General features: G+C 72.9%; 18 protein-coding genes. 11 read left to right on the forward strand and 7 right to left on the reverse strand.

Translation table 11 applies throughout. The features are described from left to right. Positions 1-56 precede the first annotated feature (56 nt). Positions 57-3,113, forward strand: a complete 3,057-nt coding sequence (locus tag AB0F11_RS00640; protein ID WP_362166798.1) for an AAA family ATPase — start codon at positions 57-59, stop codon at positions 3,111-3,113. On the opposite strand, the gene AB0F11_RS00645 is transcribed toward AB0F11_RS00640, so the two are convergent. The 3 genes from AB0F11_RS00645 to AB0F11_RS00655 all read right to left on the reverse strand — a co-directional run bounded on the left by AB0F11_RS00645 (position 3,076) and on the right by AB0F11_RS00655 (position 5,706). After that, positions 3,076-3,255: a DUF6191 domain-containing protein gene (locus AB0F11_RS00645; protein ID WP_362166640.1), complete on the reverse strand. Its 180-nt coding sequence runs from the start codon at positions 3,253-3,255 to the stop codon at positions 3,076-3,078. The genes AB0F11_RS00640 and AB0F11_RS00645 overlap by 38 nt on opposite strands. Positions 3,256-3,296: 41 nt before the next feature. After that, positions 3,297-4,442, reverse strand: a complete 1,146-nt coding sequence (locus AB0F11_RS00650; RefSeq protein WP_362166800.1) for a PQQ-dependent sugar dehydrogenase — start codon at positions 4,440-4,442, stop codon at positions 3,297-3,299. A 256-nt stretch (positions 4,443-4,698) separates the two neighbouring features. Continuing rightward, positions 4,699-5,706, reverse strand: a complete 1,008-nt coding sequence (locus AB0F11_RS00655) for an aldo/keto reductase (RefSeq protein ID WP_362166802.1) — start codon at positions 5,704-5,706, stop codon at positions 4,699-4,701. 74 nt (positions 5,707-5,780) lie between these two features. On the opposite strand from AB0F11_RS00655, the gene AB0F11_RS00660 reads away from it, so the two are divergent. The 6 genes from AB0F11_RS00660 (at position 5,781) to serA (ending at position 15,577) form a co-directional block, all read left to right on the forward strand. Beyond that, a complete protein-coding gene (locus AB0F11_RS00660) occupies positions 5,781-6,728 on the forward strand; it encodes a 2-hydroxyacid dehydrogenase (protein WP_362166642.1) in 948 nt (315 codons plus the stop codon). Between the two features lie 376 nt (positions 6,729-7,104). Further along, entirely contained in the window at positions 7,105-9,948 is a 2,844-nt protein-coding gene (locus AB0F11_RS00665) for an EAL domain-containing protein (RefSeq protein ID WP_362166804.1), read from the forward strand. Between the two features lie 204 nt (positions 9,949-10,152). After that, positions 10,153-12,039 (forward strand): acetolactate synthase large subunit, encoded by a 1,887-nt coding sequence (locus AB0F11_RS00670; RefSeq protein WP_361913906.1) that lies wholly within the window; start codon positions 10,153-10,155, stop codon positions 12,037-12,039. A gap of 31 nt (positions 12,040-12,070) precedes the next feature. Further along, complete coding sequence (gene ilvN / locus AB0F11_RS00675) at positions 12,071-12,595, forward strand: acetolactate synthase small subunit (RefSeq protein WP_114054307.1); 525 nt, start codon at positions 12,071-12,073, stop codon at positions 12,593-12,595. 114 nt (positions 12,596-12,709) lie between these two features. Beyond that, positions 12,710-13,711, forward strand: coding sequence for a ketol-acid reductoisomerase (ilvC, locus tag AB0F11_RS00680; protein ID WP_362166645.1), 1,002 nt, complete (start codon positions 12,710-12,712; stop codon positions 13,709-13,711). 273 nt (positions 13,712-13,984) lie between these two features. Beyond that, the gene (serA, locus tag AB0F11_RS00685) at positions 13,985-15,577 is read left to right on the forward strand and encodes a phosphoglycerate dehydrogenase (protein ID WP_362166647.1); all 1,593 of its coding nucleotides are present in this window, start codon (positions 13,985-13,987) and stop codon (positions 15,575-15,577) included. A 116-nt stretch (positions 15,578-15,693) separates the two neighbouring features. Here the strand turns inward: serA and AB0F11_RS00690 are convergent, their stop codons facing one another. Further along, positions 15,694-17,259 (reverse strand): MFS transporter, encoded by a 1,566-nt coding sequence (locus AB0F11_RS00690; protein WP_362166649.1) that lies wholly within the window; start codon positions 17,257-17,259, stop codon positions 15,694-15,696. Between the two features lie 90 nt (positions 17,260-17,349). Here AB0F11_RS00690 and AB0F11_RS00695 point away from each other — a divergent pair, with 90 nt between their 5' ends. Continuing rightward, the gene (locus AB0F11_RS00695) at positions 17,350-17,928 is read left to right on the forward strand and encodes a TetR/AcrR family transcriptional regulator (RefSeq protein WP_362166650.1); all 579 of its coding nucleotides are present in this window, start codon (positions 17,350-17,352) and stop codon (positions 17,926-17,928) included. Between the two features lie 45 nt (positions 17,929-17,973). On the opposite strand, the gene AB0F11_RS00700 is transcribed toward AB0F11_RS00695, so the two are convergent. After that, positions 17,974-19,380: a helix-turn-helix domain-containing protein gene (locus AB0F11_RS00700; RefSeq protein WP_362166652.1), complete on the reverse strand. Its 1,407-nt coding sequence runs from the start codon at positions 19,378-19,380 to the stop codon at positions 17,974-17,976. A 197-nt stretch (positions 19,381-19,577) separates the two neighbouring features. Between AB0F11_RS00700 and AB0F11_RS00705 the strand changes: the two genes are divergently transcribed. Both AB0F11_RS00705 and pruA read left to right on the forward strand, forming a co-directional pair. Continuing rightward, positions 19,578-20,504, forward strand: coding sequence for a proline dehydrogenase family protein (locus AB0F11_RS00705; RefSeq protein ID WP_361913887.1), 927 nt, complete (start codon positions 19,578-19,580; stop codon positions 20,502-20,504). Between the two features lie 20 nt (positions 20,505-20,524). After that, entirely contained in the window at positions 20,525-22,156 is a 1,632-nt protein-coding gene (pruA, locus tag AB0F11_RS00710) for an L-glutamate gamma-semialdehyde dehydrogenase (protein ID WP_362166655.1), read from the forward strand. An 82-nt stretch (positions 22,157-22,238) separates the two neighbouring features. Here the strand turns inward: pruA and AB0F11_RS00715 are convergent, their stop codons facing one another. Together AB0F11_RS00715 and AB0F11_RS00720 are read right to left on the reverse strand one after the other, a co-directional pair. Then, on the reverse strand, positions 22,239-23,165 hold the full coding sequence (locus AB0F11_RS00715) for a zinc-binding dehydrogenase (RefSeq protein ID WP_362166658.1): 927 nt from the start codon (positions 23,163-23,165) through the stop codon (positions 22,239-22,241). Positions 23,166-23,241: 76 nt separating this feature from the next. Beyond that, positions 23,242-23,943 carry a nitroreductase family protein gene (locus AB0F11_RS00720; protein WP_362166660.1) on the reverse strand — a complete coding sequence of 234 codons (702 nt, stop codon included), beginning with the start codon at positions 23,941-23,943 and terminating at the stop codon, positions 23,242-23,244. An 82-nt stretch (positions 23,944-24,025) separates the two neighbouring features. Between AB0F11_RS00720 and AB0F11_RS00725 the strand changes: the two genes are divergently transcribed. Further along, complete coding sequence (locus AB0F11_RS00725) at positions 24,026-24,742, forward strand: tyrosine-protein phosphatase (protein WP_362166662.1); 717 nt, start codon at positions 24,026-24,028, stop codon at positions 24,740-24,742. Positions 24,743-24,752 lie beyond the last annotated feature (10 nt).

Below are 24,752 nucleotides of genomic sequence, written 5' to 3' on the forward strand. Positions count from 1 at the left end.
GACGCGTGATGAGAAGCGCACGGAATCACGGTGCCGCCGACCAGGCCTCCTGTGCGATGCTCGGCGGCGTGGAGACCAGATCTGTCAGCCCGGTGTTCGTCGGCCGAGCCGACGAACTGGCCGTACTCACCGACGCACTGGCGCGCGCCGCCGCCCGGGAGCCGCAGGCGCTGCTCATCGGGGGAGAGGCCGGAGTCGGCAAGACACGCCTCACCGAGGAGTTCCTCGGCGAGGCCGCACGGCACGGCGCCGTGGTGGCCGTCGGCGGATGCGTGGAGATCGGGGCGGAGGGGCTTCCCTTCGCCCCGTTCTCGACGGCCCTGCGCACCCTGCACCGGCTGCTCCCCGAGGAGTTGGCCGCCGCGGCCGCCGGACAGGAGGACGAGCTCGCCCGGATCCTGCCCGAGCTCGGCGAGACCCTGCGCGGCCCCCACGACGAGGAGAGCACCGCCCGGCTCTTCGAACTGACGGTCCGGATGCTGGAGCGGCTCGCCGCCGAGCGCACCGTCGTCCTGGTCCTGGAGGACCTGCACTGGGCCGACACCTCCACCCGGCACCTGCTGTCCTACCTCCTGCGCACCCTCACCAGCGGCCGGCTCGTCCTCGTCGCCACCTACCGGGCCGACGACATCCACCGCCGCCACCCGCTGCGCCCGCTCCTCGCGGAACTCGACCGCCTGCGCACCGTCCAGCGCATCGAACTGCCCCGCTTCAACCGGGCCGAGGTGCGCCGCCAGCTCGCCGGGATCCTCGCCGAGGAGCCCGACGAGGCCTTCGTCGCCTCCGTCTTCGACCGCTCCGACGGCAACGCCTTCTTCGTCGAGGAACTCGCCGCCTGCCGGGAGAGCGGCTGCCGCGCCGGACTCACCGAATCCCTGCGCGACCTGCTGCTGGTCCGCGTCGAGGTGCTCCCGGAGGCCGCCCAGCGCGTGGTCCGCATCGTCGCCGAGGGCGGCTCCACCGTGGAGTACCCGCTCCTGCGGGCCGTCGCCGGGCTCAGCGAGGACGAGCTGATCGAGGCACTGCGGGCCGCCGTCGGCGCCAACATCCTCCTGCCCACCTCCGACGGCGACGGCTACCGCTTCCGCCACTCCCTCGTCCGCGAGGCCGTCAGCGACGACCTGCTGCCCGGCGAGCGCTCCCGCGTCAACCGCCGCTACGCCGAGGCCCTGGAGGCCGACGACACCCTCATCCGGGCCGAGGAGCGGATCATCCGGCTGGCCAGCTACTGGTACTACGCCAACGACACCGCCAAGGCCCTGCCCGCCGTGCTCGCCGCCTCGGTGGCCGCCCGCCGCCGGCACGCCTACTCCGAGCAGCTGCGGCTGCTGGACCGGGCGCTGGACCTGTGGGAGAGCGCACCCGAAGAGGTCCGCCAGGTCCTGCGCCCCGCCGACTACACCGAGGTGTACCCGCCCTGCGGCTGCGACCCGGCCACCACCCCGCTCCAGCGCCTCGACCTGCTCGCCGAGGCCACCGTCGCCGCCCGCTTCGGCGGCGAACGCGAACGCGCCCTGAAGATCACCAAGACGGCGCTGCGCCTGCTGGAGGAGGACGACGACCCGCTGCGGGCCGCCTGGTTCTGGACCGAGCGCTCGCGGCTGGTCGCCAGCCTGGCCCGCGGGGACGGCTGGGAGGAGCTCGCCAAGGCCCAGGAGCTCGTCAAGGGGCTGCCCCCGTCCCAGGTGCACGCGGAGGTCCTGGTCCGGGCCGCGGGCTGGGGCATGCTCCACGACCCCGGCCCCGGCAACCTCGCCGCGGCCGAACGCGCCGTCGGCTACGCCCGCATGGTCGGCGCCGAGGAGATCGAGCTGAACGCCCGGATCACCGTGGGCTGCATGCTCACGGACGCCGGCGACCCGGAGCGCGGCTTCGCCGAGATGCACGCGGTCAAGGAGCGGGCCGGCGAACTCGGCCTCTTCACACTGGTCGGTCGTGCACATATCAACCTCTCCTCCCAACTGGAAAGCATCGGCCGGTCCCTGGAGGCCGTGACCCTCGCCGAAGAGGGAGCCCGGCTGGTCAAGACGTCACGCCTGCTGGACACCGAGGCGTGGATCATGGGCAACATGGCCGAGAGCCTGTACAGCCTCGGCCGCTGGGACGAGGCCGCCCAAGCCGCCCGGCGCGCCCTGCAGGTGGGACAGAGCGCGGCCCCCCGCGGAGCGGCCTCCGCGCGGCTGTCCTACCTCGCCCTGGCCCGCGGGGAGCTCACCGAGGCGGCCACCCAGCTCGCCGCCGCGATAGAGAACTTCGGCACCCACGACCCCCAGCCCCAGCACCGCATACCCCTCTTCCGCCTCGCGGTCGGCGTGGCCGCCGGCGAGGGCCGCATCGCCGACGTCCGCACGGAGGTCGCCGCCGCGATCGACCACGGCTTCCCGCTCGGCCACCACCGCTACGCCTGGCCGCTGCTGCTCGCCGCGGCCCGCGCCGAGGCCGACGCCCGCGGCCTGCCGGTGGCCGACGCCGGCCGCGAGGCCGCCCTGGCCGTCCTGCGCGACGCCGCCCGGAAGCTGGTCACGCCGGCGCCGCTGTGGACCGCCCACGCCGAGTTCTTCCGCGCCGAACTGCTGCGCGCCGAGGCCCGGGACACCGTCCCCGACTGGACCGCCGTGGAAGAGGCCGTCCGCCCGCTGGAGCGCCCGTACCTGCTGGCCCGCGCCCGCCACCGGCTCGCCGAGGCGATGCTGGCCGCCGGCGGCGACCGGGAGCCCGCGGCCGCCCTGCTCCGCGACGCCCATGCCACCGCCGAGCAGCTCGGCGCACGCCGGCTGCGCGAGGACCTGGCGCTGCTGGCACAGCGCGCCCGGCTCCCGCTCACCGTGGCCGACACCCCCGCGGCCCTGTCCGCACCGGACACCGACCCGGCCGAGGCCCTGGGCCTGACCAGCCGCGAGCGCGACGTCCTGCGCCTGGTCTCCGCCGGCCACAGCAACCGCCAGATCGCCGAGGAGCTGTTCATCTCCCCGAAGACGGCCAGCGTCCACGTGTCCAACATCCTGGCCAAGCTGGGCGTCGCCGGCCGCGGCGAAGCGGCCGCCCTCGCCCACCGGCTGCGCCTGTTCGGGCCGGTCACTCCTGCGGTGGGGGCTGCTCCTCGAGGCGTATGAGCACCTTGCCGGAGTCCAGGTCTATCGGGCCCCGTCCCGGATCGCCGTCGCCGACGTCGGTCCGGGACAGCTCCAGCCGCTTGCGCTCCTCGTCCGTATGCCTGCGTCCCGGGTTGAACAGCTCCTCGATCATGTTGAACACCGCGCCACCGTGCCTTCCGCCCCTCCCCGGGGCCGTGTCGGTCACCGCACTGTCAGGGTCAGGATCCGGTCGTCGCCCGGCTGCGGCGATCCGCGCCCGTCCGTCTCGCTCGTGACCAGCAGCAGCTTGTCCCCACCGAGGGAGACCACCGTCCGCAGCCGGCCGTACTGCCCCTGGAGGAAGGCCTCGGGCTCGGCCGCCGGCCTCGTCCCGGCGAGCGGGATCCGCCAGAGCCGCTCGCCCTTGAGCGCGGCCATCCACACCGAGCCCTGCGCCCAGGCGATCCCGCTCGGGGAGGCCTCGTCGGTCCTCCAGACCGCCACCGGGTCGCGAAAGCCGGGTCTGCCCGCCGTGCCCTCGGCCTCGGGCCAGCCGTAGTTCCCGCCGGGCTCGATCAGGTTCAGCTCGTCCCAGGTGTGCTGGCCGAACTCGGCCGCCCACAGCCGCTTCTCTCCGTCCCAGGCCAGTCCCTGCACATTGCGGTGGCCGTACGAGTAGACGACGGAGTCCGGCTCCGGATTGCCGTGCGCCGGCCGCCCGTCCGGGGTCATCCGCAGGATCTTGCCGCCCAGCGACTTCCGGTCCTGGGCGAGCGCCGTGTTCCCCGTCTCGCCCGTGCCCGCGTACAGCATCCGGTCCGGGCCGAACGCGATCCGCCCGCCGTTGTGGACGACCCCCTTGGGGATGCCCCGCAGCACGGTGTCCGGTGCGCCCAGCTGCTGTCCCGGCTCCCGGTGCTCGTCGTACCGCATCCGGGCGATCCGGTTGTCGGACTCGGTCGTGAAGTACGCGTACACCATCCGGTCCGAGGCGAACGAAGGCGACAGGGCCAGCCCCAGCAGCCCGCCCTCACCGCCCGGGTCCACCCCGGGCACCTTCCCGATCTGCGTCACCTGCCCCGTGGCGACCGCCACCCTGCTGATCGTGCCCCGGTCCCGCGAGGCGACGAGCAGGTCCCCGTCCGGCAGCGGGGCCAGGCCCCAGGGCGACTCGAGGTCCTTGGCGATCTCGCCGGTCACCGTCACGGCCCCCTTGGCGGGCGGCGCGGGCGGCGCCGACGGCCCGGACGGCTGCGCGGATCCCGACGGGCCGCCCGGGGACGCCGCCGCGCCGCTCCGCGCGGTCGGCGGCGAACCGCTCGGCGCGGCACCCGGTGGCCGCGCCGGCCCGCATCCCGCCGCCAGCAGGGCCCCACACCCGGCCAGCGCCACCGCCGCCACCACCCCGCGCGACCGCCCCCGAATCCGCCGGTCCGCCCGCTCCTGCACCCGCCTCCGAACCCGCCGGTCCGCCTGCTCCTGCACCCGTCCCCGTCGCATCGCCCTGCTCCCCTCCGGTCCTGCGGCCGTCTCCGCGATCGGTGCCTTCCACCCGCTTCAACACCTGCCGCCGCACCCGAAGTTCCGCCACTCGTACACTCGATCGAGTGGTTGTCGGCCGGGCTCAGTCCCAGGCCCCCACGGCCGCCGGCAGCTCCTCGATCTCCGCCAGGTCCTCCGCCGCCAGCCGCAGCTGCGCCGCACCCGCGTTCTCCGCCGCCCAGCACGCCCGCCGGGCCCCCGGCACCGGCACCACCTGCGCCCCCTGGGCCAGCACCCACGCCAGCGCCACCTGCGCCGCCGTCACCCGGGGACCGTGCCGCCGGGCCACCCGCCGCAGCCCCGCCACCAGCACCTGGTTCTGCGCCATCGACTCCGCCGTGAACCGTGGGTGCCGGGCCCGCACGTCCTCCCACTCGAACCCCTGGCCGGGCGTCAGCGTCCCGGTCAGGAACCCGCTGCCCAGCGGCATCGCCGCCAGGAACCCCACCCCGCGCGCCGCGCACCACGGCAGCAGCAGCCGCGCCGCCTCCGGCGACCACACCGACAGCTCCGCCTGCACCGCGCTGACCGGGAACACCTGCTGCACCCGCTCCAGGTGGCGCAGGGTCGTCCCGTACGCCCGGTCCCCGCGCCGCCCCGCGCCCGGCCCGGCGCCTGCACCCAGCGCGCAGAACCCCAGCGCCCGCACCTTCCCGGCGGCCACCAGCTCCGCCATCGCACCCCAGGTCTCCTCCACCGGGACCTCCGGGTCCACCCGGTGCAGCTGGTACAGGTCGATCACGTCCGTGCGCAGCCGCCGCAGCGATGCGTCGCAGGCCCGCCGCAGGTACTCCGGCCGCCCGCAGGCCACCACGTGCTGCTCGCCCGCCCGCAGCCCCACCTTGGCCGACACGAACGCCTCGGCCCGCCGTTCCCGCAGCACCCGCCCGAGCAGCAGCTCGTTGGTGAACGGCCCGTACAGGTCCGCCGTGTCGAGCAGGTTCGCCCCCAGGTCCAGCGCCGTGTGCACCGCGGCCATCGCATCCTCGCCGCGCCGCCGCGACGGTGCGTACGCCCAGCTCATCGGCATGCACCCGAGCCCGACGGCGCCCACCGACAGCGCCCCCGCCCCGATCGACCTGCGCTCCACCCGTGCGTCCCCCTCCACGTCCGGCCCTCAAACTAACGGGTTGATCAAGGATCCCTTGGCATAGCCTCGTGATCATGACTGCAAAGACCGCGGACGTCTGGCTCCCGTTCCCCGCCGAGGAGGTCGAGGGCCTCCCCGACTCCTTCCACTACCGCCACTGGGACGGCGAGGACGACTTCCCCGCCGACCCGGCCGCCTGCGCCTTCTACGTCACCCCGTACATGAAGTCGCCCGAGGTCACGCTGCGCCCGCTGGCGGCCATGCCCGAGGTGGAGGTCGTCCAGACGCTCACGGCAGGGGTCGACCACGTCCTCGGCGGCCTCGACCTGCTGCGCCCGGGCGTCCGGCTGTGCAACGCCCGCGGCGTCCACGAGGCGAGCACCGCCGAGCTCGCGCTCACCCTCGTCCTCGCCTCGCTGCGCGGGATCCCCGGCATGGTGCGAGGCCAGGACCGCGAGCAGTGGCGGGGCGGGTTCTACGACGCCCTGGCCGACAAGTCCGTCCTCATCGTCGGCTACGGATCCATCGGCGCGGCCGTCGAGGACCGGCTCGCGCCCTTCGAGTGCGCGCGGGTCGCGCGGGTCGCACGCTCGGCGCGCGCCACCACGCGCGGCCCGGTCCACTCCCTCGCCGAACTGCCCCGCCTCCTCCCGGAGGCCGACGTGGTGATCCTCTCCACGCCGCTGACCGAGGAGACGCGCGGCCTGGCCGGCGCGGACTTCCTCGGCCGCATGAAGGACGGCGCGCTCCTCGTGAACGTGGCACGCGGTCCCGTGGTCGACACCGCCGCCCTGCTCGCAGAACTGGAAGCGGGCCGGCTGCGCGCCGCGCTCGACGTCACCGATCCCGAACCGCTGCCCGCCGGGCACCCCCTGTGGCATGCTCCGCATGTGCTGATCACGCCCCACGTCGGCGGCAGCAGCAGCGCCTTCGAGCCACGCGCCAAGCGCCTGGTGGTCCGTCAGCTGACCCGGTTCGCCGCCGGGGACCCCCTCGAGAACACCGTCCTGATCACCGACTGACGCGCCCGCGCGGCCCCGCCTGCGCAGCCCCGTCCGCGCATATGATCGCACACCCTCCGCATCCGCACGGATGCACTCAGTGGCAACAACTCCCCAATTGGTAACGCAGAGTACAGCATCTATGTCCCTGAGTGACGAAAGTGGTGTATCGTCCGGAACAAGGGGCTGCGCCACGAACGTCTGGCGCTGGGGTGATCGGACACTTTGGGGGGCGACGGGCGATGCACGGCCAATGGACGAAGGATCCGCTGCGGCACAGCCGCCGGAAGCGACGACGGGGAGCGCCGGAATCAGCCGGCGAGGGGGACCGGTGAGTGCGCACGGGGCGGCCCTGCTGACCCGGCCGCCCATCTGCCGGGGCGGCAGGAGGCTGCTGATGCAGCTGCTCCTCGCCCTCATCAGCGCCGGGTACGCGATCGGCGCCGCCTTCGGCTGGGGCTCCCAGGAACTCGCCGAGGTCATGGGCGATTTCGGGCTCAGCGCCGCCGCGCTGCTCGCCGCCGTCTCCTGCTACTCGTACGCACGGGCGATCGACAGCCGCGAGCGCCCGGCCTGGCTGCTGTTCGCCTTCTCCTCCCTCATGGGCGCCTGCGGCAACGCCATCTGGGGCTGGTACGAGGTGGTCCTCGGCGCGCCCATGCCCAAGCCCTCCCTCGCCGACTTCGCCTTCCTCTGCTTCGCCCCGCCCGCCATCGTCGGCCTGCTCGTCCTGGCCAAACGCCCCGTCACCCGGGCCGGCTGGGTCTGCCTCGCGCTCGACTCCTGGCTCATCGGCGGGTCCCTGCTGACCCTGTCCTGGAGCCTGGCCCTGGCCAACGCGGCGCGGACCGCCCAGTCGGGCGCCCCCGGCAGCGTCCCGCGGGCCGCCTTCTCCCTCGCCTACCCGCTGCTGGACATCGCCCTCGTCTCCATGGTGCTGGTCCTGCACTTCCGGCGCTCCGAGGTCAACCGCTCGGCCGTCAACACCGCCATCGCGGCCCTGGCCCTGACCGTGCTCAGCGACGCCCTGTTCACCTCGCCGCTGCTGAGCGCCGGCTACCAGTCGGGGCAACTGCTCGACGCCGGCTGGTTCGCCGGCTCGCTGCTCCTCGCGTACGCACCCTGGGGCGCGCGGAGAATCACAGCGGGCCCCGGCGTCCCCGACCGGCCCCTTCCCCACCCCGACCGCCCGGTCAGCCGCCCGATCACCGGCTCGCTGCCCGCACTCACGCCGTACCTCGCGGCCGCCGTCTGCACCCTGGGGATCCTCTACAACGTGGTGGACGGCCGGAAGGTCGACCGGGTCGTCGTCTTCACCGGCTGCACCGTCGTCCTCGCCCTCGTCATCCGGCAGGGCATCATGCTCATCGACAACATCGCGCTCACCCAGGAGCTGGCGCAGAAGGAGAACCACTTCCGCTCCCTGGTCCAGGGCTCCAGCGACGTCATCATGATCGCCGCGCCCACGGGCACCCTGCGCTACGTCAGCCCCGCCGCCGCGGGGGTCTACGGCCGGGAGGCCGATGAGCTCGTCGGGACGGAGCTCGCCACCCTCATCCACCCGCACGACCTGGGCCGGGTGGTCCACGAGGTGCGCCGCTTCCTCGCCGCACCGCCCGCCGAGGAGCCGACCACCCGCATCGAATGCCGCTTCAAGTCCGGCAGCGGCGAATGGCTGAACGTCGAGTCCACCGTCAACCGCCACCAGGGCGGCCTCATCCTCAACAGTCGCGACGTCACCGAACGGGTCCGCCTCCAGGCGCAGCTCCAGCACAGCGCCGAGCACGACCCGCTCACCGACCTGCCCAACCGGGCCCTGTTCACCCGCCGGGTGCGCCAGGCCCTGACCGGCCGGCGCGCGGGGGACCACAGCACCGCCGTGCTCTTCATCGACCTCGACGGATTCAAGGCGGTCAACGACAGCATCGGCCACCAGGCCGGCGACGAACTGCTGATCGAGGCCGCCCGCCGGCTCCAGGACTCCGTCCGCGCCGGGGACACCGCCGCCCGCCTCGGCGGGGACGAGTTCGCGGCGCTGATCATCGGCGACGGCAGCCGCGACCGCAGCGCCCGCGAGTACCAGGTCCAAGAGATCGCGGACCGGCTGCGCACCACGCTCTCCCGGCCGTACCGGATCGGCGGCAGCGAGGTCCGGGTCGCCGCCAGCATCGGCGTGGCCTTCGCCGACCCCGGCATCACCCCTTCGGACCTGATGCGCAACGCGGATTTCGCGATGTACCGGGCCAAGGCCGGCGGCAAGGACCGCGTCGAGCTGTACGCCCCCCAGATGCAGGCCGAGATCGTCCGGCGGGTGGACCTGGCCGGCCGGCTGGGCAGCGCCCTGCGCGAGGGCGAGTTCGCCCTGCTGCACCAGCCCGTGGTCTCCCTGGAGACCGGGGAGGTCACGGCCGTGGCGGCCCAGCCCTGCTGGCGCTCGCCGCAGGGCGTCCTGTTCACCCCCGCCGAGTTCCTCCGGGTCGCCGAGTACGGCGAGGGCCCCGCCACGGGCCCGGTGGGCGTACCGGCGCCCCGCCCCGCCGCGGGCCCCGTCCGGGCAGAGGAGCTCGGGGGCCGGCTGCTGGAGGAGGCCCTCGGCCAGGCCGCCGAGCGGCACCGGGCCGGGCACGACGTACCGGTCGCCGTCCGGATCGGCGCCCGGCGGCTGCTGGAGCGGGCCGTGCCCCCGGCTTCCGTGGAGGCCCTGCTCAAGCGCCACGGGCTGCCGCCCGGCTCCCTGGTGATCGAACTGGCCGAGAGCGACACCGCAGTCCCCTGCGAGGAGCTGGAGCGGCGCCTGGCCGCCCTGCGCCGGCTCGGCGTCCTGATCGCCCTCGACTGCCTCGGCAGCGGGTACGCGGGCATCGGGGCCCTGCGCCGGCTGCCGGCGGACATCCTCAAGCTGGACCGGGGCCTGGTCGAGGGGGTGGTCGAGTCCGCCCGCCTCCGCAAGATCACCGCCGGTCTCTTGCGCATTGCAAACGATCTGGGCATGCAGTCGGTGGCCGACGGGGTGGATCTGCCCGAGCAGGCGATGGCCCTGCGCGCCATGGGGTGCAGCCATGGCCAGGGAGTGGCGTTTTCCGGCCCGCTCGACGAATACAGGCTGCGCCGGGCGCTCGTGCGCGGTACGTTCCAAGTACCGGGTGGGGCGGTCCAGCCCGCCTTGGCCGGTGGTTCGTCCGGGGGCTCGATGGCCATCCGGAGAGGCTCACATAATGAGACGCCCGTCCCACCCACTTGACATCCCCCTCCCGCCGGAGGGAGGGTCAGTGCCATGCGCACCCGAATTCTCGTACTTGGAAAGCGCGTCGGCTGAAGTTGGGGCCCTCATGTCCCCGCTCCGTGCACCCGACGCGCTCCCCTCGCTTGCCATCCGGCACGAGGGGTTTTTTGTTGCACTGGCACACCTTCGAATCCTCGTAAAACCCTCAGCTTCGAGAAGAGAATGCCGATGACCGAGCAGGCCTCCGGGGCCCAGCATCCGCAGCCGCGGCCCCGTTCCGGCGGACAGCAGCCCGCCGCAGTTGAGCACGTCACGGGTGCCCAGTCCCTCATCCGCTCTCTCGAAGAGGTGGGGTGCGACACCGTCTTCGGCATTCCGGGCGGAGCCATCCTCCCGGCGTACGACCCGATGATGGACAGCACCAAGGTCCGCCACATCCTGGTCCGGCACGAGCAGGGCGCCGGCCACGCCGCGACCGGCTACGCGCAGGCCACCGGCAAGGTCGGCGTCTGTATGGCCACCTCCGGCCCGGGCGCCACCAACCTGGTCACCCCGATCGCCGACGCGCACATGGACTCCGTGCCGCTCGTCGCCATCACCGGCCAGGTCTCCTCCAAGGCGATCGGCACCGACGCCTTCCAGGAGGCGGACATCGTCGGCATCACCATGCCGATCACCAAGCACAACTTCCTGGTCACCAAGGCCGAGGACATCCCGAAGACGATCGCCGAGGCGTTCCACATCGCCGCCACCGGCCGTCCGGGCCCGGTCCTGGTCGACATCGCCAAGGACGCCCTGCAGGCGAAGACCACCTTCTCGTGGCCGCCCACCCAGGACCTCCCGGGCTACCGGCCGGTCACCAAGCCGCACGCCAAGCAGATCCGCGAGGCCGCCAAGCTCATCTGCGCCGCCAAGCGCCCGGTCCTGTACGTCGGCGGCGGCGTCATGAAGTCCGGTGCGACGGCCGAGCTGAAGGTCCTGGCCGAGCTGACCGGCGTCCCGGTCACCACCACGCTGATGGCGCTGGGCTCCTTCCCCGACAGCCACCCGCTGCACGTCGGCATGCCGGGCATGCACGGCGCGGTCACCGCCGTCACCGCCCTGCAGAAGTCGGACCTGCTGATCGCGCTCGGCACCCGCTTCGACGACCGCGTCACCGGCAAGCTCGACAGCTTCGCCCCGTTCGCCAAGGTCATCCACGCGGACATCGACCCGGCCGAGATCGGCAAGAACCGCGAGGTCGACGTCCCGATCGTCGGCGACGCCCGCGAGGTCATCGCCGACCTGGTCCAGGCGATCCAGGCCGAGCACAACGACGGCAACGCCGGCGACTACTCCGCCTGGTGGAAGGACCTCAACCGCTGGCGCGAGACCTACCCGCTCGGCTACGAGACCCCCGAGGACGGGATGCTCTCGCCGCAGCAGGTCATCCAGCGCATCGGTGAACTCGCCCCCGACCACACCATCTTCGCGGCAGGCGTCGGCCAGCACCAGATGTGGGCCTCGCACTTCATCGACTACGAGGAGCCCCGCACCTGGCTCAACTCCGGCGGCGCCGGAACCATGGGCTACGCGGTCCCCGCCGCGATGGGTGCCAAGGTCGGCATGCCGGAGCGGGCCGTCTGGGCGATCGACGGCGACGGCTGCTTCCAGATGACCAACCAGGAGCTGGTCACCTGCGCGCTGAACAACATCCCGATCAAGGTCGCGATCATCAACAACGGCGCGCTGGGCATGGTCCGCCAGTGGCAGACCCTGTTCTACAACCAGCGGTACTCCAACACCGTCCTGCACGCCGACGAGACGGGCCACGACACGGTCGGCTCCCAGCTCGGCGAGTCCACCGCCCCCCGCAAGGGCACCCGCGTCCCGGACTTCGTCAAGCTGTCCGAGGCCATGGGCTGCGTGGCGCTGCGCTGCGAGGACCCGGCCGACCTGGACAAGGTCATCGCCGAGGCCAACGCGATCAACGACCGTACCGTCGTGATCGACTTCATCGTCCACGAGGACGCGATGGTGTGGCCGATGGTCGCCGCCGGCACCTCCAACGACGAGGTCATGGCAGCCCGGGGCGTCCGTCCCGACTTCGGCGACAGCGAAGACGACTGAGCCGGAAGAGCCGAGAGAGAGAACGCCTCACATGTCCAAGCACACGCTCTCCGTCCTGGTCGAGAACACGCCCGGCATCCTCGCCCGGATCGCCGCGCTGTTCTCCCGCCGCGGGTTCAACATCGACTCCCTCGCGGTCGGCGTCACCGAGCACCCCGACATCTCGCGCATCACCATCGTCGTGAACGTCGAGGACCTCCCGCTGGAGCAGGTGACCAAGCAGCTCAACAAGCTGGTCAACGTGCTCAAGATCGTCGAGCTGGAGCCCTCGAACGCCATCGAGCGCGAGCTCGTCCTGGTGAAGGTCCGCGCCGACAACGAGACCCGCTCCCAGATCATCGAGATCGTCCAGCTGTTCCGCGCCAAGACGGTCGACGTCTCCCCGGAGGCGGTCACCATCGAGGCCACCGGCGGCGCCGACAAGCTCGGCGCCATGCTCAAGATGCTGGAGCCGTTCGGCATCAAGGAGCTCGTCCAGTCGGGCACGATCGCCATAGGGCGCGGCGGCCGGTCCATCACGGACCGCAGTCTGCGCGCGCTCGACCGCAGCGCCTGACCGCCCGGGCGCCGCCCGCGCCTCTTTGCCTCTCGCATCGCGAGACCACGAAACTTCGTCCACGTTCCCCGCCGTACGGTGGGAGCAACACCAGCGCACCAAGGAGATATCCCAGTGGCCGAGCTGTTCTACGAGAACGACGCCGACCTGTCCATCATCCAGGGCCGCAAGGTCGCGGTCATCGGCTACGGCAGCCAGGGCCACGCCCACGCGCTGTCGCTGCGTGACTCCGGCGTCGACGTCGTCGTCGGCCTGAAGGAGGGCTCCGGCTCCAAGGCCAAGGCCGAGGAGCAGGGCCTGAAGGTCGTCTCCGTGTCGGAGGCCGCCGCCTGGGCCAACGTCATCATGATCCTCACGCCGGACCCGCTCCAGGCCGAGATCTACGAGGCGTCCATCAAGGACCACCTGCAGGAGGGCGACGCGCTCTTCTTCGGCCACGGCTTCAACGTCCGCTACGGCTTCATCAAGCCCCCGGCCAACGTGGACGTCGCCCTCGTCGCCCCGAAGGGCCCGGGCCACCTGGTCCGCCGCCAGTACGAGGAGGGCCGCGGCGTTCCGTGCATCGCCGCCGTCGAGCAGGACTTCTCGGGCAGCGCCTTCGCCCTGGCCCTGTCGTACGCGGCCGGCATCGGCGGCACCCGCGCCGGCGTCATCAAGACCACCTTCACCGAGGAGACCGAGACCGACCTGTTCGGCGAGCAGGCCGTCCTCTGCGGTGGTGCGTCCGCCCTGGTCAAGGCCGGTTTCGAGACCCTGACCGAGGCCGGCTACCAGCCGGAGATCGCGTACTTCGAGTGCCTGCACGAGCTGAAGCTCATCGTGGACCTCATGTACGAGGGCGGCCTGGAGAAGATGCGCTGGTCGGTCTCCGAGACCGCCGAGTGGGGCGACTACATCACCGGCCCCCGCATCATCACCGACGCCACCAAGGCCGAGATGAAGAAGGTCCTCGCCGAGATCCAGAGCGGCGAGTTCGCCAACACCTGGATGGCGGAGTACAAGGCCGGTCTGCCGAAGTACAACGAGTACAAGAAGGCCGACGAGGCCCACCTGCTGGAGACCACCGGCAAGAAGCTGCGCAAGCTGATGAGCTGGGTCGACAGCGAGGAGAGCTGATCGCCCGCGGGGCCGGGACGCAGGCGGCGTCCCGGCCCCGCGCCGCACGCCCGGCGGGCCGGAATACGGACGCCCTGTAGTACGGCTTGTCCACCCCGGCCAACCCCGGACGGGTGATCCTTCCGTACAGGCGGAATTCCGGTCCGGATCCGCCACTACACTGCTCAACACAACGCGTCAGGCCCACAGTGTCGTGCGTCTTCCACGCGGCTACCCCCTCCACCGCCTGCGGCCGTCGGGACGGCCGTCCGCACTGGACTTGTGAGGACCCACGTGAGCTCGAAACCTGTCGTACTCATCGCCGAAGAGCTGTCGCCCGCCACCGTCGAGGCGCTCGGCCCGGACTTCGAGATCCGGCACTGCAACGGCGCCGACCGCGCGGAGCTGATCCCCGCGATCGCCGACGTCGACGCCATCCTGGTGCGCTCGGCGACCAAGGTCGACGCGGAGGCCATCGCCGCCGCCCGCAAGCTGAAGGTCGTCGCCCGCGCCGGTGTCGGCCTCGACAACGTCGACGTCTCCGCCGCCACCAAGGCCGGCGTGATGGTCGTGAACGCCCCGACCTCCAACATCGTCACCGCCGCCGAGCTCGCCTGCGGCCTGCTCGTCGCGACCGCCCGCCACATCCCGCAGGCCAACACCGCCCTGAAGAACGGCGAGTGGAAGCGCAGCAAGTACACGGGCGTCGAGCTCAGCGAGAAGACCCTCGGCGTCGTCGGCCTCGGCCGCATCGGCGTGCTGGTCGCCCAGCGCATGTCGGCCTTCGGGATGAAGGTCGTCGCCTACGACCCCTACGTGCAGCCCGCGCGCGCCGCCCAGATGGGCGTCAAGATGCTCTCGCTGGACGAGCTGCTGGAAGTCGCCGACTTCATCACCGTGCACCTGCCCAAGACGCCCGAGACCATCGGTCTCATCGGCAACGAGGCCCTGCACAAGGTGAAGCCGTCCGTCCGCATCGTCAACGCCGCGCGCGGCGGGATCGTCGACGAGGCCGCGCTGTACTCGGCGCTCAAGGAGGGCCGCGTCGCCGGCGCCGGCCTGGACGTGTACGCCAAGGAGCCCTGCACGGACTCCCCGCTCTTCGAGCTCGACCAGGTCGTCTGCACCCCGCACCTGGGCGCTTCCACCGACGAGGCCCAGGAGAAGGCCGGCATCTCCGTCGCCAAGTCCGTGCGCCTCGCGCTCGCCGGCGAGCTCGTGCCGGACGCCGTGAACGTCCAGGGCGGCGTCATCGCCGAGGACGTGCGCCCCGGCCTGCCGCTCGCCGAGAAGCTCGGCCGCATCTTCACCGCCCTCGCGGGCGAGGTCGCGGTCCGCCTCGACGTCGAGGTCTGCGGCGAGATCACCCAGCACGACGTCAAGGTGCTGGAACTCTCGGCCCTCAAGGGCGTCTTCGAGGACGTCGTCGACGAGACGGTCTCCTACGTCAACGCCCCGCTGTTCGCGCAGGAGCGCGGGGTCGAGGTGCGCCTGACCACCAGCTCGGAGTCGCCGGACCACCGCAACGTGGTGACCGTGCGCGGCACCCTGTCGGACGGTCAGGAGGTCGCGGTCTCCGGCACCCTGGCCGGCCCCAAGCACCTCCAGAAGATCGTCGGCATCGGCGAGTACGACGTGGACCTGGCGCTCGCCGACCACATGGTCGTCCTGCGCTACACGGACCGCCCCGGCGTCGTCGGCACCGTCGGCCGGATCCTCGGCGAGGGCGGCCTGAACATCGCGGGCATGCAGGTGGCCCGTGCGGAGGAGCACGGCGAGGCGCTGGCCGTCCTCACTGTGGACGACACCGTCCCGCAGTCCGTGCTCACGGACATCGCGGAGGAGATCGGCGCCACGTCGGCCCGCTCGGTGAACCTGGTCGGCTGACCGCAGCCGCGCCGCACGCACACGGCACAACGGCAAGGGCCCGGGGATTTCGTCCCCGGGCCCTTGCCGTGTCCGCGCGGTGTGGACGGGCTCCGCCGGTGCGCCCGGCGGGCTGCTCAGCTGTCGGCCCCGGTGAGGGCGGGCGCCTCGGCCGCGGCCGCAGCCTCCGGCGTCGCTGCCGGGGCGCCGGCCGGGAGGCGGCCCGCGCTCCCGCGCAGCAGCGCCGCGGCGAGCACGGCCGTGGCCAGCAGCAGGGTGGCGCCGCCGAGGGCCGCGTACTGCATGCCGTGGACGAAGGCCGCGCGGGCCAGGCCCAGCAGCTGCTCGCCCGCGGGGCCGCCGAGCCGGCGGGCGGCGGCGACCGCGCCGCCCAGGGTCTCCCGTACGGCGGGGTCGGCGCCGGCCAGGTCGCTGCGGTACACGGCGGTGCCGAGGCTGCCGAGCAGGGCCATGCCGAGCGCGCCGCCGAACTCCGAGCCCGTCTCCAGCAGGGAGGCGGCCGCTGCGGCCTTCTCGGCGGGGGCGGAGGCCAGGGCCATGTCGGAGACCAGGGACATCACCACGACGATCCCCGAAGACAGCACCGCGGCGGCGCCGAGCAGCAGCCACAGGGAGTCGGTGCCGACCAGGGCGATCAGGACGAACCCGGCCGCGGCGAGGACGAAGCCGCCGGCGATGACGTGGGCGCGGTCGATCGTGCGGGCCAGGGCTGCGGCGACGGGGGCCGCGGCGCCGATGGCGACCGAGGGGGCGAGGCTCCAGAGCGCGGCCTCCAGGGTTCCCATGCCGAGGACGGACTGCAGGTACTGGGTGGTGAAGTACGCCGAGCCCATGACGGCGAAGGCGGCGACGGTGTTGAGGGCGATGCCCGCGCCGAAGACGCGGCTGCGGAAGAGGGCCCGGCTGATCAGAGCGTCCTCGCGGGTGCGCTGGCGGCGGACGAAGGCGTACCCGAGGACCAGGCCGGCGGCGATCCACAGGCCGCGGGCCGTCGAGAAGCCCTCGGCGGCGATCTCCTTGAGGCCGTACACGATGGGGAGGACGGCGCCCGTCGAGAGCGGGACGCCCAGCAGGTCGAACCGCCCGGGCGCCGGGTCCTTGAACTCGGGCACCAGCGCCGGCACCAGCGTCAACAGGAGCAGCATCGCGGGCACGTTGACCAGGAAGACCGAGCCCCACCAGAAGTGGTCCAGCATGACCCCGCTCATCACCGAGCCGAGCGCGATGCCGCCGGTCATGGCGGCGGACCAGATGGCGATCGCCTTGCCGCGCTGCCGGTCGTCCCGGAAGAGGTTGCGGACCAGGCCCAGCGTGGAGGGCATCAGGGTCGCGCCGCCGATGCCGAGCACGACGCGGGCGAGGATGAGCAGTTCGGCGCTCGGGGCGTAGGCGGCGAGCGTGGAGGCGAGGCCGAAGGCGGCCGCTCCGATCAGCAGCAGCCTGCGGCGGCCGATGCGGTCGCCGAGCGAGCCCATCGTGATGAGCAGCCCGGAGAGGGCGAAGGCGTAGCTGTCGAAGATCCAGAGCTGCTGGGTGGCGCTCGGGTCGAGCTCCCGGGTGATTGCCGGGATGGCGAAGTAGAGGACGGAGACGTCCATCGAGACCAGGAGCAGGGGCAGCAGGAGAACGGTGAAGGCGATCCATTCCCGGCGGCCTGCGGGGCGAGCGGCGGAGTTCGTCATGGGCAGCAATGTACAGGCGTCATAAACGATTGTCTAGGACGTTCGTATGGAACTGTTGTCTGTGACGGTCGTCTTGATACTGTGTCGGGCATGGGACACCGTGAAGATCTGCTCGAAGGCGCCAAGAAGTGCCTGGTCGAAAAGGGTTTCGCGCGCACGACCGCGCGGGACGTCGTGGCCGCCTCGGGCGCGAACCTGGCCTCGATCGGCTATCACTACGGCTCGAAGGACGCCCTGCTGACGCAGGCCTACGTGGAGCTGGCCCGGGAATGGGGCGACGCCTTCAGGCCGGAGGTCACGGGAGAGGGAGGCTCGCTGGAGCGGTTCCGGTCGGTCTGGGAGGGCGTGATCAGCCGTCAGGCGGAGTCGGCGCCCATGTGGGCGGCCAGCATGGAGATCGTCCTCGACCGGGACCGGCTGCCGCAGTTGCGGGAGATGCTGCTCGCCGCGGAGCCGGAGGGACGCCGGGGGCTGGCCTCGCTGTTCACCGGCATCCCGGAGGAGGAGCTCGACGAGCGCGACGTCCGCACCCTCGGCGGGCTGTACCAGGCCCTCCTGACCGGCGTGATGGCGCAGTGGCTGTCCAACCCCGAAGGGGCGGTCACGGCCGAGGAGCTGACCGAGGGCCTGCGGCGCATCGCCGAGGGAGTGCGCAGGAACGAGGGCTGAGGGTCGTACCGCCGCGGGACCGGGGCCGTCCGGCCGCCGCGGCCGTCAGCCTCCGTGCAGGCGGGCCGCCTTGAGGGCCATGTGGAGCAGCAGGCGGTCCTCGCCCTCGTCGAGGTCCAGGCCGGTCAGCTGCTCCACCCGGGCCAGCCGGTAGTACAGGGTCTGCCGGTGGATGCCCAGAGCCGCCGCCGCGCGGCCCGCCTGGCCCGCGCAGTCCAGGAAGACCTCGGCCGTGCGGGCCAGTTCCCGCTGGGCGGGGGCCAGCAGGGCGCGCGCCGCCGGGTCCTGCGCCGGGTCTACGGCCGCCAGCGCCGACAGCATCCGGTACGGGCCGATCGCCGACCAGCGGGCCACCGGGCCGAGCCGCGGCTGGGCCGCCGCGGCTCGCGCCGCCGCCGTTGCCTGGGCCCAGGCGCCGCCGAGGTGGGCGAGCCCCCGGCCCGGCTCGGCGATCCCCGCGGCCGCCCGCGCTGCTGCCGGCCGGGACGCCGCCCGGGCCGTCGTGGCGGCCGCCGACCCGGACGCCGTACGGGAGCCCGCGCCCGCCGCAGCGGTCGCCGCCGACCCGGACGCCGTACGGGAGCCCGAGCCCGGCCCCGGCCCGGGGGCTGCGCCGGATCCCGCGCCGCCTCCCGCCGCGAGCAGCCGGGCCGCCAGGGTCTCGGCCGGGGTGAGGACGTCCGCCGAGCGGAGCCTGACCAGCAGCGCGAGGGCCGCCGCCCCGCCGCCCACGCCGCCCGCGCCGCCCGGCCCGTCGGGCGCCCCGGGGCCGCCCGGCCCGTCGCCCCCGGAAGCGCCGGCGCCACCCGACCCGGAGCCGCCGCCGCGCCCCGCCCCCGGAACCACGCACACCGCCGCCGCACCCGGCACCGACGCGGGAGCTTCCCCGGTCCACGGCGCCACGCACACCACCGCGTGCAGCCCGTCCGAGGCCGCCGGGCCCAGCGCCGCCCGCAGCGAGGCCACCGCCATGTCCTGCTGCCAGCCCCGCCCGGCCGTGAGCGCCGTGAGGAACTCCCGCGACAGGTCGGCCCCCGCCTTCGCCTCCTGCGCCAGCAGCACCCCGATCCGGTCGGCCACCTCCATCGCCGCGGCCAGCGCCTCCGGCCCCGGGCCGGGCTCCTGGTCCAGCAGCCACACGTAGCCGTGCACGATCCCGCGGTAGCGCACCGGCAGGCACAGCCGCCCCCGGAACACCCCCGCGTCGGGCGCCGCCGGGATCCGTACCGGGCCGGTGGCCCGCGCGATGCCGAAGCCCTCGAACCAGGCCCGCACCGCGGCCGTCGACTGCCGGGTCAGGATCGAGCGGGTGCGCACCGGGTCCATGGCGAGGTCGTCGTCGCTGTCGTGCGCGCCGAAGGCGATCAGCCGGAAGTCCCGGTTCTCCAGCGTCGCCGGGGCGCCGAGCAGCGCCGAGATCTCGTCCACGAGGTCCTGGTAATCGCCCTTCACCCGGTCATTCTCCCACCCGGAAACCCGGTCTTCAGACACATGTATGAGATCCGGGACACGGATGCGTGACAGCTGTCGATGGCAGAGGATCGGGGCCATCCTTAAATTTCACGGTGGTTTTACATGCGTTTTCCTTACGGCCCCGCCCACCCCCGCGTGGACCGTATGCCTGCTTCTGCCACCTGTTGGAGGTCCCCGTGCTGGGTCCCGCGATCCTCGCCGCCTCGCGCAGCGACAAGATGCGCCGAATCGTCTCTGCCGCCCCGGTGACCAAGCCCGTGGTGACCCGCTTCATCCCCGGCGAGACGGTCGACCAGGTCATCCCGATCGTCGAGGACCTCGCGGCCAAGGGCCTGGAGGTCACCCTCGACGTGGTGGGCGAGGACATCACCACCGTGGAGCAGTCCCACGCCGCCCGCGACGCCTACCTCGAGCTGATCGGGCGCCTGAAGGACCTGGGCCTGGGCGAGAAGGCCGAGATGTCGGTCAAGCTGTCGATGTTCGGCCAGGCGCTGGAGGGCGGCCACGAGCTCGCCCTCGCCAACGTCCGCCCGGTCGTCGAGGCTGCCGCCGCCATCGGCACCACCGTCACCCTCGACGCCGAGGACCACACCACCCTCGACTCGATGTTCGCCATCCACGAGGAGCTGCGCCGCGACTTCCCGCAGACCGGCTGCGTGATCCAGGCGTACCTCTTCCGCACCGAGGCCGACGCCCGGCGCCTGGCCGCCGCCGGCAGCCGCGTCCGCATCGTCAAGGGCGCCTACAAGGAGCCCGCCGAGGTCGCGTACCAGGACAAGGGCGAGATCGACAAGGCCTACGTCCGCATCCTGAAGGTCCTGATGGAGGGCGAGGGCTACCCGATGATCGGGTCCCACGACCCGCGCCTGATCGCCATCGGGCAGGAGCTCGCCCGCAAGGCCGGGCGCAAGCTCGACGAGTACGAGTTCCAGATGCTGTACGGCATCCGCAGCGAGGAGCACCTGCGCCTCGCCGCCGAGGGCCACCGCATGCGCGTCTACACCGCGTACGGAACCGACTGGTACGGCTACTTCATGCGCCGCCTCGCGGAGAAGCCCGCGAACCTGCTCTTCTTCCTCCGCTCGATGATCACCAAGAACTAGGTCAAGGAGTTACCTTCCCCATGGATGCTGTGACCCAGGTCCCCGCCCCGGTCAACGAGCCGGTCCACTCGTACGCCCCCGGCAGCGCCGAGCGCGCGCGTCTCGAGGCGCAGCTCAAGCTGCTGTCCGAGAACCCGATCGACCTGCCGATGACGATCAACGGCGTCAAGCGGATGGGCGGCGGCGAGCGTTTCGACGTGGTCCAGCCGCACGACCACAAGTCGGTGATCGGCACCTACGCCAACGCCACGCAGGCCGACGCCCAGGAGGCGGTCGACGCCGCCCTGGCCGCCGCCCCCGCCTGGCGCGCCATGTCCTTCGACGACCGCGCCGCGATCATCCTGCGCGCCGCAGAGCTGCTCGCCGGCCCGTGGCGCGAGAAGCTGGCCGCCTCCACCATGCTCGGCCAGTCGAAGACCGCCCAGCAGGCCGAGATCGACACCCCGTGCGAGCTCGTCGACTTCTGGCGCTTCAACGTCCACTTCGCCCGCCAGATCCTGGCCGAGCAGCCGGTCGCGAACTCCGCCGGCGTGTGGAACCGCAGCGACCACCGCCCGCTCGAGGGCTTCGTCTACGCGATCACCCCGTTCAACTTCACCGCCATCGCCGGCAACCTGCCGACCGCCCCCGCCCTCATGGGCAACGTGGTCGTCTGGAAGCCGTCCCCGACGCAGACCCACTCCGCGGTCCTCCTCATGGAGCTCCTGGAGGAGGCCGGCCTGCCCAAGGGCGTCATCAACCTGGTGACGGGCGACGGCATCGCCGTCTCCGAGGTGGCCCTGAACCACCCCGAGCTCGCCGGCATCCACTTCACCGGCTCGACCAAGACCTTCCAGTACCTGTGGAAGACGGTCGGCAACAACATCGAGAAGTACAAGTCCTACCCGCGCCTGGTCGGCGAGACCGGCGGCAAGGACTTCGTCGTCGCGCACCCCTCCGCGGACCGCGCCGTCCTGAAGACCGCCCTGACCCGCGGCTCCTTCGAGTTCCAGGGCCAGAAGTGCTCGGCGTCCTCCCGCGCCTACGTTCCGGCCTCCATCTGGAACGACGGCTTCAAGGAGCAGTTCGCGGCCGAGGTCGACGGCATCGCCATGGGTGACGTCCGCGACCTGACCAACTTCATCGGCGCCGTCATCGACGAGCGCTCCTTCGCCAAGAACAAGGCCGCGATCGACCGCGCCAAGGCCGACCCGACCTGCACCATCGTCGCCGGCGGCACGTACGACGACTCCGAGGGCTACTTCGTGCGCCCCACCGTCATCGAGTGCACCGACCCGGAGAACGAGGTCTTCACGACCGAGTACTTCGGCCCGATCCTCGCCGTGCACGTCTACGAGGACGAGAAGTTCGACGAGATGCTCGCGCAGATGGAGTCCGTCTCGGCCTACGCCCTGACCGGCTCGGTCATCGCCGGCGACCGCTACGCGGCCGCGCACGCGATGGACAAGCTCCGCTTCGCCGCGGGCAACTTCTACATCAACGACAAGTCCACCGGCGCCGTCGTCGGCCAGCAGCCCTTCGGCGGCGGCCGCGCCTCGGGCACCAACGACAAGGCCGGCGCCGCCAGCAACCTGACCCGCTGGGTCTCGACGCGCTCCATCAAGGAGACGCTGGTCCCGCCGACCGAGTACGGCTACCCGCACATGGGCTGACCGCCCCGCCGAACCCCGCCCCCGCTCCGGTACCCCCAAGCCCGGAGCGGGGGCGGTCTCCATTGCGCCGGGCCCGGCGGGCTCAGACCACCAGGACCACCTTGCCGAGGTTGCGCCGCTCCTCGACCAGCCGGTGCGCCCGGGCGGCTTCCGCGAGCGGGATCTCCCCGTGCACGGCGGGCCTCAGCGTCCCCGCCGCGTAGGCCTCCCACAGCCCGCGCCGCCAGGCCTCGTACTCCTCGGGCCGGCCCTGTGCGACGGCCCGGATCTGGAAGCCGATCACCGAGGCGCCGCGCACCAGCAGCTCGTACGCCTCCACGGTGCCGCCGCCCGAGCTGTACGCCACCAGCCGGCCGCCGGTGGCCAGGGCCCGCACGGCGGGGCCGAGCAGCTCGCCGCCGACCCCGTCGAGGACGACGTCGTAGGGCGCGCCCCAGCCCTCGGTCTCGGCATACACCACGACCTCGTCCGCGCCGAGGCCCCGCACGAAGTCCGCCTTGTCCCGGCTGGAGACGGCGGCGACCACGCGCCCCGCCCCCTCGGCCCGGGCAAGCTGCACGGCGAGGCTGCCGACCCCGCTCGCGGCGGCCGTGACCAGCACCGACTCGCCGGGCCGGATCCGCCCGGCCGCCACGGCGCCGCGGGCGACGAGCCCGCTGCGCACCAGGGCGACGGCCTCCACGGCGCCGGCCCCCTCGGGCACGGGCGAGACGAACGGCGCGGCGAGCAGCGCGTACTCGGCGTAGCCGTGCCCGAAGCACAGTCCGGTGACGCGGTCCCCTACGGCGAGGCCGGCCACACCCTCCCCGAGCGCGGCGACGGTCCCGGCGACCTCCCCGCCGAGCGGTATCGCCTCGCCGCCCTCCCGCACCTTGCGCACGACGGGCAGCGTGACCCCGACGGCCTCGACGGCGACGAGCACCTCCCCGGGCCCCGGCACGGGCACCGCCACGTCCTCCGCGAACAACACCTCGGGCCCGCCGGGCACCTCGTACCGGATGCGCAGCACGGCAACCTCCCCTGTTCGGCGATCTTGGTCGCCTCCGAGGATAGGCGGGCGGCACATCGGCCCGAGGGGCCCGAAGTCACACCTCGACCATGACCTGGTCCAGGGACTTGCGGACCAGGGCGGGGACCTCGCAGTCGTCGGACGGGTAGCCGACCGGGATGACGGCGAAGGCCTTCTCGTTCTGCGGGCGGCCGAGGACGTGGGAGAGGAAGCGCATCGGGCTCGGAGTGTGGATCAGGGCGGCCAGGCCGGACAGGTGCAGGGCGGTCAGGAGCATGCCGACCGCGATGCCGACGGACTCGTCGACGTAGTAGTGCTTGCGCTTCGTGCCGTCGGGCCCCAGCCAGTACCGCTGCTGGAAGACGACGATCAGGGCCGGGGCGTCGGTGAGGTGGGCCTTGACCGCGTCCGTGCCGAGGGGGCGCAGGGCCTGGAGCCACTCGTCGCCCAGCCGGCCGTCGTAGGAGATCTCCTCCTCCTGCTCGGCCGCGGCCCGGATCTGCTGCCGTACGGCGGGGTCCTTGACCAGGACGAACGTCCACGGCTGCTGGTGCGCCCCGGACGGCGCGGTCGCGGCGCAGGCGATGGCGTCGCGGATCGCCTGCTCGGGCACGGGGTCGGGGGAGAAGGAGCGTACGGTGCGCCGCTCGTCCATCCGGGTGCGCAACTCGGCGGCGCGCGCCAGCGTTTCGCTGCTCGGCATGCGCGCCGGCCGGTAGGCGACGGGCCGGTACGGCTGGCCGTGGGTCGGGGTCCACTGCTGGGCGGTAGGCGACATGGGACGAGTGTGCCGACGGGGGAACCGCGGGGGCCAGCGGTGCGTCCCACGCGGTTGTCCGTTCTGTGCCGACAGGGGGGTAATGGCGGTGACGAGCACCGGTCGTTTCCTGGAGTGGGAAGGCTGTTTCAACGTGCGCGAGCTGGGCGGGCTGGGCGGGGTCGCGCCCGGCGCGGCGGTCCGCGCCGACGCCCTCGACCGGCTCACCGCCCGCGGCTGGACCACCCTGGCCGCCCACGGCATCCGCACCGTCGTCGACCTGCGGGGCGACGACGAGGTCGGGCCGGACCGCGCACCCCGCCCGCCGGGCCTGACCACCGTCCGCATCCCGCTCGACGGCATCGAGCACCGCGACTTCTGGGACCACTGGTGGGGTACTCCGGGTTTCGCAACACCCGCCTACTTCCGGCCTTTCCTGACCCGCTTCCCGGACCGCGTCGCGGCCGTCGCCACCGCGATCGCCGACGCGCCGCCCGGCGGGGTGGCCTTCCACTGCGGTCTGGGCCGCGACCGCACCGGCATCATCGCGCTCGTGTTGCTGCGCCTGGCGGGTGCGAGCCCCGAGGAGGTCGCCGACGACCATGCGCTCAGCGAGCCGCGGGTGCGCGCGATGTACGCCGCGCAGGGCCGCCCGTACGACAGCGCCGAGATCGACACCTACCTCGCCGGGCTCGGCACCACCGCGCACGCGCTCGCCCGGGACGCGGCCGCCGGCCTGGACGCCGGCCCGTACCTGCGGGCCGCGGGCATGGACGCGGGGGTGCTGCGGCGGCTCGAAGGGCGGTTGCGGGGGCGTTGATACCGTCGGG

Source organism: Streptomyces sp. NPDC032472 (assembly GCF_040636955.1).
GTDB lineage: Bacteria > Actinomycetota > Actinomycetes > Streptomycetales > Streptomycetaceae > Streptomyces.

Excerpts from the sequence above, each read along its gene's own strand:
- AB0F11_RS00640 (WP_362166798.1), top strand. The coding sequence starts at position 57 with ATGCTCGGCGGCGTGGAGACCAGATCTGTCAGCCCGGTGTTCGTCGGC.
- AB0F11_RS00660 (WP_362166642.1), top strand. The coding sequence starts at position 5,781 with ATGACTGCAAAGACCGCGGACGTCTGGCTCCCGTTCCCCGCCGAGGAG.
- AB0F11_RS00665 (WP_362166804.1), top strand. The coding sequence starts at position 7,105 with ATGCAGCTGCTCCTCGCCCTCATCAGCGCCGGGTACGCGATCGGCGCC.
- AB0F11_RS00670 (WP_361913906.1), top strand. The coding sequence starts at position 10,153 with ATGCCGATGACCGAGCAGGCCTCCGGGGCCCAGCATCCGCAGCCGCGG.
- ilvN (WP_114054307.1), top strand. The coding sequence starts at position 12,071 with ATGTCCAAGCACACGCTCTCCGTCCTGGTCGAGAACACGCCCGGCATC.
- AB0F11_RS00690 (WP_362166649.1), bottom strand. The coding sequence starts at position 17,259 with ATGACGAACTCCGCCGCTCGCCCCGCAGGCCGCCGGGAATGGATCGCC.
- AB0F11_RS00695 (WP_362166650.1), top strand. The coding sequence starts at position 17,350 with ATGGGACACCGTGAAGATCTGCTCGAAGGCGCCAAGAAGTGCCTGGTC.
- pruA (WP_362166655.1), top strand. The coding sequence starts at position 20,525 with ATGGATGCTGTGACCCAGGTCCCCGCCCCGGTCAACGAGCCGGTCCAC.
- AB0F11_RS00720 (WP_362166660.1), bottom strand. The coding sequence starts at position 23,943 with ATGTCGCCTACCGCCCAGCAGTGGACCCCGACCCACGGCCAGCCGTAC.
- AB0F11_RS00725 (WP_362166662.1), top strand. The coding sequence starts at position 24,026 with ATGGCGGTGACGAGCACCGGTCGTTTCCTGGAGTGGGAAGGCTGTTTC.